General features: G+C 54.9%; 17 protein-coding genes. 8 read left to right on the top strand and 9 right to left on the bottom strand.

Annotated elements, in window-relative coordinates; all coding sequences use genetic code 11:
* Positions 1-8: 8 nt before the first annotated feature.
* Entirely contained in the window at positions 9-1,937 is a 1,929-nt protein-coding gene (gspD, locus tag VF709_RS09480; RefSeq protein ID WP_187170967.1) for a type II secretion system secretin GspD, read from the bottom strand.
* A gap of 12 nt (positions 1,938-1,949) precedes the next feature.
* Positions 1,950-2,681 (bottom strand): type II secretion system protein GspC, encoded by a 732-nt coding sequence (gspC, locus tag VF709_RS09475; RefSeq protein ID WP_040022860.1) that lies wholly within the window; start codon positions 2,679-2,681, stop codon positions 1,950-1,952.
* Positions 2,682-2,980: 299 nt separating this feature from the next.
* Here gspC and VF709_RS09470 point away from each other — a divergent pair, with 299 nt between their 5' ends.
* Together VF709_RS09470 and VF709_RS09465 are read left to right on the top strand one after the other, a co-directional pair.
* A complete protein-coding gene (locus tag VF709_RS09470; RefSeq protein WP_095439961.1) occupies positions 2,981-4,534 on the top strand; it encodes an ExeA family protein in 1,554 nt (517 codons plus the stop codon).
* Positions 4,534-5,160, top strand: coding sequence for a hypothetical protein (locus tag VF709_RS09465; protein ID WP_013097356.1), 627 nt, complete (start codon positions 4,534-4,536; stop codon positions 5,158-5,160). The genes VF709_RS09470 and VF709_RS09465 overlap by 1 nt, the downstream gene beginning before the upstream one ends.
* Here the strand turns inward: VF709_RS09465 and VF709_RS09460 are convergent.
* From VF709_RS09460 to VF709_RS09450, 3 genes are all read right to left on the bottom strand, one after another.
* The gene (locus tag VF709_RS09460) at positions 5,157-5,780 is read right to left on the bottom strand and encodes a helix-turn-helix domain-containing protein (protein ID WP_013097357.1); all 624 of its coding nucleotides are present in this window, start codon (positions 5,778-5,780) and stop codon (positions 5,157-5,159) included. The genes VF709_RS09465 and VF709_RS09460 overlap by 4 nt on opposite strands.
* Before the next feature lie 263 nt (positions 5,781-6,043).
* A complete protein-coding gene (locus tag VF709_RS09455) occupies positions 6,044-6,874 on the bottom strand; it encodes an N-acetylmuramoyl-L-alanine amidase (protein WP_013097358.1) in 831 nt (276 codons plus the stop codon).
* Complete coding sequence (locus VF709_RS09450) at positions 6,871-7,194, bottom strand: heavy metal-binding domain-containing protein (protein WP_006174327.1); 324 nt, start codon at positions 7,192-7,194, stop codon at positions 6,871-6,873. Before VF709_RS09450 ends, VF709_RS09455 begins: the two co-directional genes overlap by 4 nt.
* A 107-nt stretch (positions 7,195-7,301) precedes the next feature.
* On the opposite strand from VF709_RS09450, the gene VF709_RS09445 reads away from it, so the two are divergent.
* The 6 genes from VF709_RS09445 (at position 7,302) to artJ (ending at position 11,805) form a co-directional block, all read left to right on the top strand.
* Entirely contained in the window at positions 7,302-7,820 is a 519-nt protein-coding gene (locus VF709_RS09445) for a lipoprotein (protein WP_013097359.1), read from the top strand.
* Positions 7,821-8,046: 226 nt separating this feature from the next.
* Complete coding sequence (artP, locus tag VF709_RS09440) at positions 8,047-8,775, top strand: arginine ABC transporter ATP-binding protein ArtP (RefSeq protein WP_013097360.1); 729 nt, start codon at positions 8,047-8,049, stop codon at positions 8,773-8,775.
* Between the two features lie 20 nt (positions 8,776-8,795).
* Positions 8,796-9,527 carry an arginine ABC transporter substrate-binding protein ArtI gene (artI, locus tag VF709_RS09435; protein ID WP_020689903.1) on the top strand — a complete coding sequence of 244 codons (732 nt, stop codon included), beginning with the start codon at positions 8,796-8,798 and terminating at the stop codon, positions 9,525-9,527.
* A 6-nt stretch (positions 9,528-9,533) separates the two neighbouring features.
* On the top strand, positions 9,534-10,250 hold the full coding sequence (gene artQ / locus VF709_RS09430; RefSeq protein ID WP_013097362.1) for an arginine ABC transporter permease ArtQ: 717 nt from the start codon (positions 9,534-9,536) through the stop codon (positions 10,248-10,250).
* Positions 10,250-10,918 (top strand): arginine ABC transporter permease ArtM, encoded by a 669-nt coding sequence (gene artM / locus VF709_RS09425; protein WP_013097363.1) that lies wholly within the window; start codon positions 10,250-10,252, stop codon positions 10,916-10,918. Before artQ ends, artM begins: the two co-directional genes overlap by 1 nt.
* 155 nt (positions 10,919-11,073) lie before the next feature.
* Positions 11,074-11,805, top strand: a complete 732-nt coding sequence (gene artJ / locus VF709_RS09420) for an arginine ABC transporter substrate-binding protein ArtJ (protein WP_013097364.1) — start codon at positions 11,074-11,076, stop codon at positions 11,803-11,805.
* An 86-nt stretch (positions 11,806-11,891) separates the two neighbouring features.
* Here artJ and VF709_RS09415 read toward each other — a convergent pair whose 3' ends face one another.
* The 4 genes from VF709_RS09415 to VF709_RS09400 all read right to left on the bottom strand — a co-directional run bounded on the left by VF709_RS09415 (position 11,892) and on the right by VF709_RS09400 (position 15,811).
* The gene (locus tag VF709_RS09415; RefSeq protein ID WP_187170966.1) at positions 11,892-13,361 is read right to left on the bottom strand and encodes a sensor histidine kinase; all 1,470 of its coding nucleotides are present in this window, start codon (positions 13,359-13,361) and stop codon (positions 11,892-11,894) included.
* Complete coding sequence (locus VF709_RS09410; RefSeq protein ID WP_029883196.1) at positions 13,345-14,052, bottom strand: response regulator transcription factor; 708 nt, start codon at positions 14,050-14,052, stop codon at positions 13,345-13,347. Before VF709_RS09410 ends, VF709_RS09415 begins: the two co-directional genes overlap by 17 nt.
* Positions 14,053-14,157: 105 nt before the next feature.
* Positions 14,158-15,297 (bottom strand): 23S rRNA (uracil(747)-C(5))-methyltransferase RlmC, encoded by a 1,140-nt coding sequence (gene rlmC, locus VF709_RS09405; RefSeq protein WP_149896574.1) that lies wholly within the window; start codon positions 15,295-15,297, stop codon positions 14,158-14,160.
* Positions 15,298-15,337: 40 nt separating this feature from the next.
* Positions 15,338-15,811, bottom strand: coding sequence for a YbjO family protein (locus VF709_RS09400; RefSeq protein WP_020689898.1), 474 nt, complete (start codon positions 15,809-15,811; stop codon positions 15,338-15,340).
* Between the last annotated feature and the right edge of the window lie 3 nt (positions 15,812-15,814).

The following is a 15,814-nucleotide window of genomic DNA, read 5'->3' as shown; positions in this document are numbered from 1 at the left end:
ACCTCCCCTTACTCTTTGAAGGGGTTGCGCGTGGTGGCAGGTGCGCTCACGCCGACCGGCATGGAGTGATCCTGCTTTGGATAGGCAGGCAGGACGGCGTTATCGGTGTTCTCAACGATGCCGAGCTTTTTCTCCTCCAGACGCTGCTGTTGACGGGCGCGGATCTGGTCGTATTTCTCCTTCGTCGCCGCGCTGTAGTTGTCGTCATCACGCAGGACGGTGGTATGGATAAAGACCATCAGATTGCGCTTCGACGTATCCTCCGAGGTATAGCGGAACAGCTGTCCCACCAGCGGCAGATCGCCGAGCAGCGGCACTTTCGACACGTTCTGTTTGCTGACGTTTTCCATCAGACCGCCCAGCACCACCGTCTGGCCACTGTGGACCATCACTTCGTTGTTGATGGTACGGGTGTTGAAGGTTGGGCCGAGGCTGGCGTCTTCGGTGGCGCTGGCGTCAACGCTGGAGACCTCCTGCTCGATCTTCAGGTGGATCATGTCCCCGTCGTTGATCTGCGGAACAATCTTCAGCTTGGTACCGACGGTTTTACGCTCAACCGAGTTAAAGACGTTGTCGCCGCTGGTGGTCTGAGAACCCGACAGCACCGGCACATCCTGACCCACGTTGAACGACGCTTCTTTGTTATCCAGCGTCACCACGCTTGGCGTGGAGAGAATATCGTTCTTGCCGCTGGTGGAGAGCGCGGTCAGCAGTGCGCCATAGTCACCGTTGAAGAAACCGGTCGCCAGGCCAGTAAAGGAGGCCCCTTTGATCGTGCCGTTTTTGACCTGGCTAATGGGCAGACCGGTTGAACCGAACTGCACGCCGCCGTGTTTGCCGGTCCACTGCACGCCGAGATCCATGCCGTTACCGTCCTGCACTTCCGCAATGATGGCTTCCACCAGCACCTGCGGACGACGAATATCCAGCTTGTCGATCACCTTCTCCAGCGAGTTCATGACGTTTGGCTGAGCGGTGATCACCAGCGAGTTGGTGGACTCATCGGCGGTGATATTCAGCTCGCTATTGGTTGTGGCGGTTTTGCTTTTCGCGGTACCGGCTTTGTCTTTCAGCTGCTCACCGATACCGGTCAGCACCGGCACCACTTTCGAGGCGTTGGCGTATTTCAGGTAGAAGACGCGGGTATTGCCCTCGTTGTTCTGTTCGCGGTCGAGCTGGCCAATCAGCGAGCGGGTACGCGCGCGGGCATCTTCGGTACCGCTGATCACCAGGCTGTTGGTTTCATCATCGGCCACCACTTTGGTCGCCAGCTGTGGCGCGTTCTGCCCTTTCTGCTCTTCATTGTTGAGGTTGTTCAACATATCGGAGAGCTCTTTCGCCGAGGCATAGCGCAACGGTACGATTTCGCGACGCTGCATACCGGAACGGTCCACGCGCTCAACCAGATCCACCAGGCGATTCACCACCGCGGCTTTCCCGGTTAACAGCAGCACGTTAGAGGGTTCAAAATGGACCACGTTGCCGATCCCCGAGGCATCGTTCAGCTGGCGCAGCAGCGGGGCCAGCTCGCGTACCGGCACGTTCTCCATGCGCACTACGCGGGTGATGATCTCATCCCCTTTGCCCGGGTTTTTACTGTCGGCCACCGGCACCCCGGCGGTACGCGCCACGCTTGAACGCACCACTTTGATCATGCCGTTATCCATTGGGATCACCGACAGACCGTAGAGATCCAGCACGCTCAGGAAGAACTGATAATATTCCTCTTCCGACAGCACGTTATAGGTTCTCACCGACACCGTGCCCTGAACGGACGGATCGACGAGAATCGTTTTATTCAGATTGCGACTTACCGTATCGATAAATTCGCGAATATCGGTATTTTTAAAACTGGCGCTAAAGTTGGCTGCAAACAGCGAACCGGAATATAACGACAATGCGGTCAGCGCCACGCACGCCCATGGAAATTTCTTCATGATTTACACTTGTTAATTGTTTAGAACATTAACCCGAATATTTTCAAGGTGAGCGTGCCGTCTGACGACGACCTCCGCTTCTTTCATTTTCGACCAGTTGGCGATAATATTTTTCGCCTGCGCTTCTTTCGTCATATCGACGTCATTCACTTTCACCACCACATCACCCTGTTTCAGTCCTGTTTCACTGTAAAAAGGCGAAGCATTGCGTGGATTAATGTTAAAGCCTTCCAGTTGGCCTTTATCGATTAACGGCTTTAACACCAGATAATCATCGAGATGCAGACTGTCCGCGCCGGCATCTTTTTTCGATTTCGTCACCGGGCTATTGCCTGCATCGCCCTTAAAATAAGGCGGCTGTTTGAGGGCGAGCGTTTGCTTCGTGCCTTCATACTGAACAACCACGTTATCTTTATTAATTTCATCCACATATGCGTCATCGAACCCCACCAGCGGCTCCCCTTCCCGGTAGCTCTGCTGCCCGGCGGGGGTCTTAATCACGGCGAACGACAGCCACGACTCATCGCTGCGGATGATGCCTTCAATTTCTGCAGACAGCGGCGCTTTTACCGCCGCCGGAACGTCGGCCTGACGGACCGCAGCCGTAAAAAGACCAAACGTTTTGTCACTGTTACGCGGTTTTAGCGGCGTTTTATCAGCATTCGCTAACTTATTCGTAACCTTTTTATAATCTTTAAAAACGACATAACCCTGCTGGCTGCAAAAAATTAGCATGACTAGCATTATGCAGGGCGTCATTAGCCTGGAAAGGAATGCGTTCCTCATTATTATCGGGCCTTTTAGCAAAGCAGGAATTCGCAGCGGTATGCTGCATAACTTAGTGAGCAAATAGTAATAAGCGTGACCAGTGCAAACCACCGGCTTCGCTATTAACTTTAATGAAGAAAATGATTGACCGGAAAAAAAGGGAGTGTTAGATGCGGCCTGACAGGTTATTTTTACTCTGGTGTTAAATTGACCATGACAGGGGCTTACCGTACTTTTCGCCCATTGCTATTAAAGAGAAGAGACGGTAAGTCGTTATGTATCAGAGCCATTTTAAATTCAGTACCCCGCCGTTCAGAAATATCACCCGCAAGTCGGGCGATTTTCTGGTGCCTTATCATCAGGATGTGTTTAATCTTCTGAAAGAGAAAAGCCAGCAGGCAGGGATCACCGGGCTCTTTTACCACGACAGCGAACTGCTGGGGCAGTTCAGCGATGCCCTCAAAGCCAACAGCAAATCGGTGCTCTGCATTAATGCCTTTCCGAAGCTGAGCGCCAGTAGCCTGCTCTTCAAACTCAACCCGGTAGCGAAAGAGAAGAACAAGCTCCAGGCGGTTGACGCTATTATTCGCCTGTGGCGCGATGCGAAGTCGACCCATAAGGTGCTGGTCATTTCCCAGGCGCAGGCGATGAAGGCCAGCGGCTATGACGTGCTGGGCATACTGCTTACCCGTGCGCAGGAGCTGGATGTTCGCCTGTCGATTGTGCTGATGGGCACGGCCGACCAGGAAGTGATGCTGAAAGCCTCTGCCCTGCAGGAATATGTGCTGACCTGCCACACCCTGCGCAACCTGACCTGCCGCGAGTTCCTGAGCTACGTTGACGCCCAGTGCCACGAGCACGGCGCGGATGTCTCTCCGCTGACGCCCGCTCGCGTGAAAAAAATCCACGCCCTGACCAAAGGCAACATCAGCAAGCTGAACGAACTGGCTCATCTTTCCATGCTGGCCGCCTGGACCGAACGGGCGCCAAACGTTGGACCGCGTCATTTGCGTCTCGCCACCGGTGAAGCCCTGCCAGCGCCTAAGCGTGGTAAAACGCTGGCCTCCATCGGGTTGTTCGCGTCCGTCCTGTTCGCCGCCTGCGGCTGGATGATAACCTCGTCCATTACGGCAAAACTGCCGGTGGCGCTGCCAGTACCGGCCAGCTGGAAACAGCAGGTAAAAACGCCAGACGCGCCGGTACTGCCGGTTATCGAACAGGAGGTGGTGAATCAGCCCGATGCCATGCACCAGCTTTATGCCATGTGGGGCTATGACGCCTCTGCCGACGATGCCCTGTGCCAGAATGCCGCAAAAGTGAACCTGATGTGTAAACAGGGTAATGCCTCCCTGGACACGCTGGCTAATGACGGTTACCCGTGGGTGAGCGAGATTAAAACAGGCGATCACATTAATTACGCCGTCGTGGCGCGTGCCGGGAAAAATTCCCTCGATCTGCTGATGAACAACCGCACCTGGCAGGTGAGCCGCACGTGGTATAACCAGCACGCAACGGGCAATTACACCCTTCTGCACCGCCTGACCCCGTCAGGTAAAGACGAAATCACCGCCGCCAGCGACAGTAAAGATCTTGAGTGGCTGGATCAGCAGCTGAGCGTGGCGCTGGGCGAAAACGAAACGCACGATAAAAACTGGACGGCGGAACTGATGAAGCGCACCCGCGAATTCCAGGAAAAAATGCACCTCCGCGTCGACGGTATTCCGGGTGAAGACACTCTGATGCAGCTGATGCGCGAAACCCATACCACGCCGAGCGTGTTGATCCAGACAACCCAGGCTAACCCGACTACGCAAGAGAAGCACGCATAATGTCTACCATCTGCCTCGCTGCCCAGCGCAGCTATACCACCGGGGAACCGGTCTGGTTCTCATGGCGTTTGCCGTCATTCAGTAAAATTATCAGCGTGCTGACGCTCTGGTGTCTGGGGCTGTGCGCGCTGATCGTCGCAGGCCTGTATGCGCACGTGTACTGGAACCTGCGCCACCCGGCGCCGGTGATAAAAAAGGTGAGCGTCGCGAAGCCAGACACCACCCTTTCTGATATGCATTACGTGTATGTCACCAAACCGTTCCCGCACCCGCAGCCAAAGCCGCAGTCTGTAAAAGTGCAGGAAGATTTACCGCCGATGGACAATATGCCCATTAATAGTGACGAAAATGAGTGGCAGCAGGCACCTGATGGCGCATTGCCGGACAGCCCCGTCACGCATGATACTTCGCGCGATACCTTACCCGGCACCGAAGCGCACGAACAGGCGATGAAACACGCGCAGGCAACGCAGCCGGATGAAGACAATTCATTAAAAACGTTATTTATGCAGGCGCTAAAACAGCAGCAGGATGATATGGCAAAGGGAAAAATGCCCGCACCACCGGTTGACGAAACGCAAAATGCGTCTCCTTCGATAATAAAAGGAGACGCAGGAGGGGATTAATATTTTTCCGGCAGGGTGGTCAGGCTAATCAGTCGCCCTTTCTCGACCACAATATATTGACCTTTTTTCAGGTCTGAGAGAATTTTAATAATGGTGCTGCGTGCCAGGTTGGTGTATTCCTGAATATAATCATAAATATTAATATCTCGCTGATGATCAACAATCAGCTCGTTAATTTCTATCAGGAATTCACGGACGACGGAGTACGCGCTGCGGGCAACTAAAACATCATCCCGCTTGCTGAGCAAACAGATATACCATGCCAGCACTTTGGTCAGTTCAGGCCACAGCCCGTGCTGAGTCATTAACTGCTGGAATTGATCTTTATGTATGGTACGAACCACGGTATTACTGCGCACCACGCCCTGCATATGCGTAGAGTTGTAGAAAATAGCGGAGAGACCAAAGATACATTGTCCCTGTAGCGTAAACATACATAAGTCATCAGAACTGCGGCGGAACTCGACTTCTCCGCTGACGATAATGTGAATATTATCGGAGTTACAGGTTGATATTTTTTGCCATTTTCTTAACGTTTTTTCTTCATACCCGGCCGTTGCAGAAATAATGGCTTCCATTTCATGATGGGGACGTGTTTTTTTACCAAAAATGCTTAACATTATTATACCCAATTAAGATGTTTAAATAAGAAAATTGTCCGGCAAGGTGTTACGTTGCCGTAAAATGTGTTGGTATTCTTTTTGAAATTAAAAAAACCAAAAGAGGACTGTTTCTTTAATTTGATTCATGCTGTGAATCGATGAATCAATCTTAGATGAGGGCGATTTTAAATCAATTTACTTAAAATGAATTGAGAATGTACTTAAGATTAATCTTATGATCATGCTCACAAAAACGAGGCATTCGGGTTAATCCCGAAGGATTACCCCTGCCCGTATTTCTCTAAAAGTGCTTCGGCAATGGCCAGCGTTTCCACATCTGCCACGCCGTTCCACAGCTGCGGCCTGAAGTGCATCTGGAAGACCATAATGATGCGCTTCTGCTGAGCGGGGGTGCTGTTGTCGGGAACCTCGTAACCGTAACGCGCGAGCAAATCAAGTAACGCTGCGGTCTCCACGGCCTGATACCGTGGCCGCCCGTTCATATAGAACGCCACCCGGGACGCGTCGGGCCAGGCGCCAATCCCCTGCTCTGCAAGCTCGCGCCACGGGAACAGCGGACCGGGATCGTCCTTGCGCTGAGGCGCGATATCCGCATGGGCCACCACGTTCTCGGGTTTAATGTGATAGCGGGCAATAATGTCTTTTGCGAGCGGTACCAGGGCCGCAATTTGCGCGGGTTCGAACGGCGAAAAGTGTTTTACTCCGGCCGTTTTTTGCCAGCCGCGATTCTCAAGCTCAATGCCAACCGACGTATCATTAATACGGTTGGTGCCGCGCCAGAAGCTGATACCCGCATGCCAGGCCAGTTCGTTCTCGGGAACCAGCTGCCAGATGCGCGGTTTACCGTCCGGCGCGGGCGGCTTCGCCGGGATCAAATAGTGGGAGCTGACGTTCTTGTCCGTCAGCGTGGCCAGCGAACTGTCAAAGTCATCCGCCGTATAGTGGATAACCAGCACCTTGATGCGCGGATAGGCCGCCTGCGCCTGGTGGCGGGTATCCAGTTCATAGGCGCCTTTATCCACAATGCCTTTTTCCGTGGCGCACCCTGCCAGCAACAGCGCCAGCAGGAGTGTTGAAAACGCGCGTTTCATCGACGGGTTTTCACCGCCGTACCGCTTACGCTCACCATCAGCATGCTGGCATCTTTACCGACGGTTTCGTAGTCGATATCAATCCCCACAACCGCATCCGCCCCCAGTGCTTTGGCCTGTTCGCCCAGCTCCTTAAAGGCGATTTCCCGGGCTTTACGCAGCTCTTTTTCATACGCGCCAGAGCGGCCGCCGACGATATCGCGGATACCGGCAAAGAAATCGCGAAAAATGTTGGCCCCCAGAATGGCTTCGCCCGTGACCACACCGCAATACTCGGTAATCGGCTGCCCTTCCAGGGTTGGCGTTGTTGAAAACTGCATGGTTTCTCTCCTTCTTTAGCGTTCAATGCCTTAGCCCATAACTTCACCAGCATTATCGGTTCGTTACGCTATGATTGAAAGGATAGTTAATAAATAAGGAAATCAACATGCGCTACTCTGCTTTAACGCTTTTGGTGCCCTGCGCGCTGGTGCTCAGCGCGTGTACCACCACGGTCACGCCAGCCTTTAAGGATATCGGTACCCGCAGCGGCCCCTGTATAGAGGGCGGCCCGGATACCGTGGCGCAACAGTTCTATGATTATCGCATTCAACACCGCAGCAACGATCTCACCGGCCTGCGTCCGTATCTGAGCGATGGGCTGGCAAAACTGCTGAACGATGCCACGCGCGATCCGCAGCACAACGCGCTGCTGAAATCCGATCCGTTCTCCAGTCGCACGACGTTGCCGGACAGCGCCGAGGTGGCCAGCGCCTCGACCATCCCGAACACCGATGCGCGTAACATCCCCCTGCGCGTGAAGCTGACCCAGGGCACCCAAACCTGGCAGGATGAAGTGCTGATGATCCGCGAAGGCCAGTGCTGGGCGGTGGATGACGTACGCTATATCGGCGGGAGCGTACATGCCCCGGCAGGCACGCTTCGCCAGTCGATTGAGAATCGCTAAACCCACTGTTTCAGAATTGTAAACCCCGAAAAATGTGCGGCATTTCATGCGGAATGCCGACATTTATACTCGCCGACCTTGGGCTTCGCTATTTTGTGCTATGTTTAAGGGGTATTACGGGTTATATTTAACTTTTAACGCAGAAATATTGCATAACTATTCTGTCAACGGTACTATCTGCGGCCTCAATTGCTATAGATTGCCTGGATGAGTAAAGACTGCCCCGATGAGTATTAAACTAAACGGCATTAACTGCTTCTACGGCGCACACCAGGCGCTGTTCGACATCACGCTGGAGTGCCCGGAAGGCGAAACGCTGGTTTTGCTTGGCCCAAGTGGCGCGGGTAAAAGTTCTCTTTTGCGTGTCCTTAATCTGCTTGAAATGCCCCGTTCAGGAACGCTGGCTATCGCCGGTAACCACTTTGATTTTGCGAAAACGCCGTCCGATAAAGCGATTCGTGAACTGCGTCAAAACGTTGGCATGGTCTTCCAGCAATACAACCTCTGGCCGCACCTGACCGTCCTGCAAAACCTGATTGAAGCGCCCTGCCGCGTTCTCGGTTTGAGCAAGGATCAGGCGATGGCGCGTGCTGAAAAGCTGCTGGAGCGTCTGCGCCTTAAGCCCTACAGCGATCGTTATCCGCTGCACCTCTCCGGGGGTCAACAACAGCGTGTGGCGATTGCCCGTGCGCTGATGATGGAGCCAGCGGTACTGCTGTTTGATGAGCCGACCGCTGCGCTGGACCCGGAAATCACCGCCCAGATCGTGAGCATCATTCGTGAGCTGGCGGAAACCAACATTACTCAGGTCATCGTCACCCATGAAGTGGAAGTGGCGCGTAAAACCGCCAGCCGTGTGGTCTACATGGAAAACGGGTATATCGTTGAGCAAGGTGATGCGAGTTGCTTTACCAACCCGCAAACCGATGCCTTCAAAAACTACTTATCTCACTGAGAGTGCCAGGGAAAATGATAATGAAAAAAGTATTGATTGCCGCGCTGCTCGCTAGCGTCAGCCTTTCCGCTACCGCAGCCCAGACCATCCGTTTCGCCACCGAAGCGTCCTATCCTCCGTTTGAATCTATCGATGCCAACAACAAGATTGTGGGCTTCGATGTCGATCTGGCTAACGCGCTGTGTAAAGAGATCGACGCGACCTGTACCTTCAGCAACCAGGCGTTTGACAGCCTGATCCCAAGCCTGAAGTTCCGCCGTATCGACGCCGTGATGGCCGGTATGGACATCACCCCAGAGCGTGAAAAGCAGGTGCTGTTCACCACGCCGTACTATGACAACTCCGCCCTGTTTATTGGTCAGAAAGGGAAATTTACCTCTGTTGACCAGCTGAAAGGCAAAAAAGTGGGCGTACAGAACGGCACCACGCACCAGAAATTCATCATGGATAAACATCCGGAAATCACCACCGTGCCTTACGACAGCTACCAGAACGCGAAGCTGGATCTGCAGAACGGCCGTATCGATGGCGTGTTTGGTGACACCGCGGTAGTGACCGAATGGCTGAAAGCCAACGATAAACTCGCGCCAGTGGGCGACAAAGTGACCGACAAGGACTACTTCGGCACAGGTCTGGGGATTGCCGTTCGTCAGGGCAACACTGAGCTGCAGCAGAAATTTAACGCTGCGCTGGAAAAAGTGAAGAAAGACGGCACCTACGAAACCATCTATAAAAAATGGTTCCAGAAGTAATTCCTGATGAATGAAATTCTTCCTTTAGCAAGCGCCGCCGGGATGACCGTCGGCCTTGCCGTTTGCGCACTGATTATCGGCCTGGTGCTGGCGATGTTCTTTGCGGTATGGGAATCTGCAAAGTGGTTCCCTGTCGCCTGGACCGGCTCCGCGCTGGTCACCGTGCTGCGTGGGCTACCGGAGATTCTGGTGGTCCTGTTTATCTATTTCGGTTCCTCACAGCTGCTGCTCACTCTGTCGGACGGCTTTACCCTCAATCTTGGCGTCGTGCAGATCCCGGTGCAGATGCAGATTGAAAACTTCGACGTCAGCCCGTTCCTCTGTGGCGTCATTGCCCTTTCCCTGCTCTATTCTGCGTACGCGTCGCAAACCCTGCGCGGTGCGCTGAAAGCGGTACCGCAAGGACAATGGGAATCTGGCCAGGCGCTGGGGATGTCGAAAGCGGCGATCTTCTTCCGCCTGGTGATGCCGCAGATGTGGCGTCATGCCCTGCCGGGTTTAGGGAACCAGTGGCTGGTGCTGCTGAAAGATACGGCGCTGGTGAGCCTGATAAGCGTTAACGATTTAATGTTGCAGACCAAAAGCATCGCTACCCGCACCCAGGAGCCGTTTACCTGGTACATTGTGGCGGCGGCTATCTACCTGGTGATCACGTTGCTGAGTCAGTACATCCTTAAGCGTATTGACCTGCGTGCGACGCGCTTTGAACGGAGACCAGGCTGATGCTGGACTATTTACCCGAGCTGATGAAAGGGCTGCACACCAGCCTGACGTTGACCGTGGCGTCCATCATCGTGGCGCTGATCCTGGCGCTGATCTTTACCATCATCCTGACGCTGAAAACGCCGGTGCTGGTGTGGATTGTGCGCGGCTATATCACCCTCTTTACCGGTACGCCGCTGCTGGTGCAGATCTTCCTGATTTACTACGGCCCGGGCCAGTTCCCGTCGCTACAGGAGTATCCGGTTATCTGGCATCTGCTCTCTGAGCCGTGGCTGTGTGCCCTGATCGCCCTTTCACTGAACAGCGCCGCCTACACCACTCAGCTGTTCTACGGAGCGATCCGCGCCATTCCGGAAGGACAATGGCAGTCCTGCGGCGCGCTCGGCATGAGCAAAAAAGATACGCTGGCCATTTTGCTGCCGTACGCCTTTAAGCGTGCCCTCTCCTCTTACTCCAACGAAGTGGTGCTGGTGTTCAAGAGTACCTCGCTGGCCTACACCATCACCCTGATGGAAGTGATGGGCCACGGGCAACTGCTCTATGGACGCACCTACGATGTGATGGTGTTTGGCGCGGCAGGCGTGGTGTATCTGGTGGTTAACGGACTGTTGACGCTGATGATGCGCCTGATCGAGCGTAAAGCGCTGGCATTTGAGCGCAGAAATTAATCACTTAAATGCATAAAACGGTATTGATAAAGCGGGTAACCTGATGGGTTATCCGCTTTTTTTTATTCCACTATAAATATTTAATCATTTATATTGAATATAAATTCATTAAATGGCATTGTACTTTCATAAGACCTACAGACGGGAGTATTACAATGAAAAAGTTAGTTCTGGCCGCATTACTGGCAACGTTTGCCGCAGGCGCAACGGCTGCCGATAAAATCAATTTCGGCGTTTCTGCCACATATCCGCCATTTGAATCGCTGGATGCCAGCAACCAGATCGTGGGTTTTGATATCGATCTGGCAAAAGCGCTGTGCAAACAGATGCAGGCCGACTGTACCTTTACCAACCATGCCTTTGACAGCCTGATCCCGTCCCTGAAATTTAAAAAATACGACGCGGTGATCTCCGGTATGGACATCACGCCAGAGCGTAGCAAGCAGGTGGCCTTCACCGACCCGTACTACGCCAACTCGGCGGTGGTCATCGCGAAGAAAGGGGCTTATAAATCCTTTGATGAGCTGAAAGGCAAACGCATCGGGATGGAAAACGGCACCACGCACCAGAAATACCTCCAGGACAAACATCCTGAAGTGAAAACCGTGGCGTATGACAGCTATCAGAACGCGATTATCGACCTGAAAAATGGCCGTATCGATGGCGTATTTGGTGACACCGCGGTCGTAAACGAATGGCTGAAAACCAACCCGCAGCTCGGTACGGCAACCGAAAAAGTGACCGATCCGCAGTACTTCGGTACGGGTCTGGGCATTGCGGTGCGTCCGGATAACAAAGCGTTGCTGGCAAAACTGAACGGCGCGCTGAAGGCGATTAAAGCTGACGGTACGTATCAGAAAATCAGCGACCAGTGGTTCCCGCAGTAACTTTTTTTGCCGGGTGACGGCTTCGCCTTACCCGGCCTACGGGGGGAGTTGTAGGCCGGGTAAGCGCAGCGCCACCCGGCACTCTCTCACAACGGCACGAAGAACCTGAATCGCGCCCCGCTCACCGACTCCATCAGCCTGATCCCTCCCCCGTGTAGTTCCAGCATCCGTTTGACAATCAACAGCCCTAACCCACCGCGATTCTCCCGCGTTGCCTGCGGATTCAACGCTGAAGGCCGCTGGAACAGATCGTCGCGCAGCGCGGCATCCACACCGGTTCCTGAATCGGCCACCTCAACCTGTAGCTTTTCATTCTCCTGCCATACGGCGAGACGGATCTTGCCGCCGGTGGGGGTATGGCGGATGGCGTTATCCAGCAGATTGGTCACCACGCGCTCTATCATTGAGACATCGGCATACACCAGCGGCAGCGGCCCGGGAACGTCTATCTGGAGCTGAAGCTCGCGCGTGCGCGCCGTGAGCTCAAACTTTTGCGCCACGTCGGAAATAAGCTCTCCCATCGCAAAACGCTCGCGCTGGGGCTTGATGCCGCCGTGCTCAAGACGCGCAAGCTCAAACAACTGCTGTGACAGGTGACGCACCTTTTGCCCCTGACGCAACGCCGTGGCAAGGTATTGCTGATGCTCCTGCGGCGTCAGGGTGGCGGATTTCAGCGACAGCGTTTCCAGATAGCCCAGCAGCGAGGTCAGCGGCGTGCGTAAGTCGTGGGAAATATTGGCGATAAACTCCCGGCGCTGGCGGTCGCTGTCGGCCAGCTGATCCCACTGCTGGGTGATTTTGCGTGCCAGCTCGATAAAATTGTTACGCAGGAGCGCCACTTCATCTTTTGCTGCCACATCCGGCTGTTGGACCGCCAGCGCGCGTATCGCGCTCATGCTGTCATGCTCCAGCCCGGCCACTTCACGCGTCAGCCGTTTAACCGGACGCGTGACCCAGTACCAGATCAGTAAGCCCGCCAGCAGGCCAAACAGCGCCACCCACAGCATCGACCAGAGCACCGTACTCCACAGCGCCTTGTACCAGGCCATGTCCGCCAGCGCGTTCGACTCCTCGCCCTGTAAAATAATATACAGATAGCCTTTAAGCTCGCCGTCCTGACGTAACGGCGTCGCGCTGAACACTTTCTTGTTCTGGCTACGCGGATCGTCGCCAAAAACCGGCATGGCCGCACCGCTGAGGAACTCCTGTACCGGCGCGAGATTGATGCTTTGTCGCTGAATATGGCCCGGCGGGGCGGCATCGGCCAAGATATCGCCATCCGGGGAGACGACGTACAGTTCCACGCTCGGGTTGAAGGTCATCAGCCTGTCAAAGAGCGGTTTCAGCGCGGTACGGTCGACCCTGCCCTGGGCGTTCAGAATTGGTTCGCGCTGCACGATCTGTTGCGCCAGGCCGCCAGAGAGACGCTGAACCATGGCGTTACCATACTGCATGCTGCTGTAGAGCTGGACGGCGCAGGCGACGGCGGCACAGAGCATCATCAATAAAATGAACAGCAGCGTCAGGCGCTGGCTCAGGCTAAAGCGGCGCATCATGGTGCGGCTCCGCAAATTTATAACCTTTGCCCCAGACGGTGCGAATGATCTCCGGCTCGGCAGCGTCTTTTTCAATCTTGATGCGCAGGCGGTTGATATGGGTGTTAACGGTATGCTCGTAACCTTCGTGCTGATAGCCCCACACCTGCTCCAGCAGCGCCAGACGCGAGAAGACCTCGCCAGGATGGCGGGCAAAGAAGTACAGCAGTTCAAACTCGCGCGGGGTGAGATCCACTATCTGGCCGTGAAGCAGCACGCTGCGGGCCAGCGGGTCGATTGTCAGGCCATGCGCCTGAATATTCCCGGCACTCTGCGCCTGCCCCATCGCCTGCTGGCGGCGGAACAGCGCCTTAATGCGCGCAATCAGCTCCTGCACCGAGAACGGCTTTGCCAGATAATCATCCGCGCCGGTTTCCAGGCCGGTGATCCGATCGGTTTCGCTGCTGCGGGCGCTGATAATGATTACCGGCAGGTAGCGGGTCATCTGGCGAATACGACGGCAAATCTCCAGGCCGTCGACGTTGGGGAGCATGAGATCGAGGATCACCGCGTCCCACGGCTGTTTTTCAAGGCACTGTAACGCGTTGCCGCCGTCGGGCTCGTGGGTGATGATGTAGCCTTCATCTTCTAAATTGAGTCGCAGAAGTGCCGCGATATCGTGGTCATCTTCCACCAGCAGGATCTGCTTCATGGGTAAGCCTTATTTCATCTCTTATGACGTAAGCTTACCTGATTTCGCAGGGTTGAAGAGTTCACATTTTGTTGAAGATTTTGCGGATGTCATGCCGGGTGGCGGCTACGCCTTACCCGGGATGCGGGTTAACAACGTCAACACTTCATAATGCGCGGTATGCGGGAACATATCGAAAAGCTGAACGCGTTCAACGCGGTAGCCCGGCAGGTGAGCGATATCTGTCGCCATGGTACGGGCGTTGCAGCTGGAGTAGATAATGTAATCCGGCGCCATCTGGCTCAGATAGTCGCACAGCGCCTTGCCAATGCCCCGGCGCGGCGGGTTGACCAGCACCAGCTCCGGTACGTTGCCCTGCCCGGTCGCGAACTGCGTGGAGTCCAGCGCCTGGAAGTGCAGATTGGTTAATCCGAGCTCAGCGGCAGACTGTTTCGCGCAGGCAATCGCTTCGGCGGCGATCTCAATCCCGGTCAGCTGCATCTCGGGCGTGGCGCAGTGCAGACCAAAGCCCCCGACACCGCAGAACAGATCCCACATATGATGGATGTTTAACGCCCTCACCCAGTCGCGGGCGGTGGCATATAACGCACTCGCCACCGTCGGGTTGGTCTGGAAGAAACTGTGCGGGCGGATCCACAGCGGCACGTCGTTGAACGTTTCCGCCAGTGCATGCTGCCCGGTGAAGAAGATCTCTGTCTCCCCCTCCATAATCGCCATATGCACCGGCTGAATATTGGCGGTAATGACCTTCAGTTGCGGAAGCTGCTCCTGCAGCCACGGCAGCGCCGCGCGCAGTTGTTCCAGCTTGGCTTGCGAGCGCAGCACGAAACGCAGCATCATACCGCCGTCCATCTGGCTCTCGGTCAGGAGGAGATATTTCAGCTCGCCGCGCTTACGGGCGACGTTATAAGGCGTTAACCCCGCGCGGGCAATAAACGGTTTGAGTGCCGCGAAGACCGGCTCAAACGAGGCAGGATAAAGCGGGCAGCCGGTGAGATCTTCCGGCGTGCCGTCGCGATGCAGCATGCCCAGCAGCGGTTTTTCTACGCTGCCGCTGACCACCATTTTGGCTTTATTACGAAAACCCTGCTCCGGGCCGCTGACGGGGGCGCACCACTCGCCCACCGCATGTTCAGCCAGCAGCTGTTGCAGGTCGGCCATTTTGGCGGTGAGTTGTTGAGAGACCGGCTGTTCTATCCACTGACAGGAGCGGCAGCGTCCGGCGTCATAGAGTGCGCACTGCATAGGAAAACCTTAAGAATAACGAGGGCTGCGATTATACACATTATTGCAGGCGGAAGAACCGCCGGCTTGAAGCTGGAGCAAAGAGCAGCAGGAGCACCAGCATATCGGGTAATTTCTGCATGACCAGCGCATGGAAGATCTCACGTTTGGATCCACCGGCAATGCTGAACAGCTCCGGATAGCCATAGCCCAGCGAGGCGGCCCACAGATAGCTGGCGGCGGTCACCTGCGTCAGCAGATAGACCCAGCGCGCCCAGTTGCGCCCTTTAACCAGCGAAAACGCGCAGTAGATTTCGATAAACACCAGCACAAGGCTGCTGAGGAATACCAGCGTGAGGTTCCAGGTTTGCACGCTGCGGTGAATGAACTCACCGATGCCGCGCGCCCCCAGGGTGTTGAGGATCATCAGTACATCAAGACAGCGGATCATAATAATAGCGAGCGCCGCCACCTGCACCAGCGCAGGTACGTTTGGACGAGCGTGCGTAAGACGTGATTTTTTTAATAATCCCAATGT

Origin of the sequence: Enterobacter sp. Lyrl_3 (assembly GCF_051948675.1) — a bacterium.
Classification (GTDB): Bacteria; Pseudomonadota; Gammaproteobacteria; order Enterobacterales; family Enterobacteriaceae; genus Enterobacter; species Enterobacter cloacae.
The sequence above is the reverse complement of the archived record's forward strand: the minus strand, read 5'-3'. Positions and strand labels throughout refer to the sequence as shown.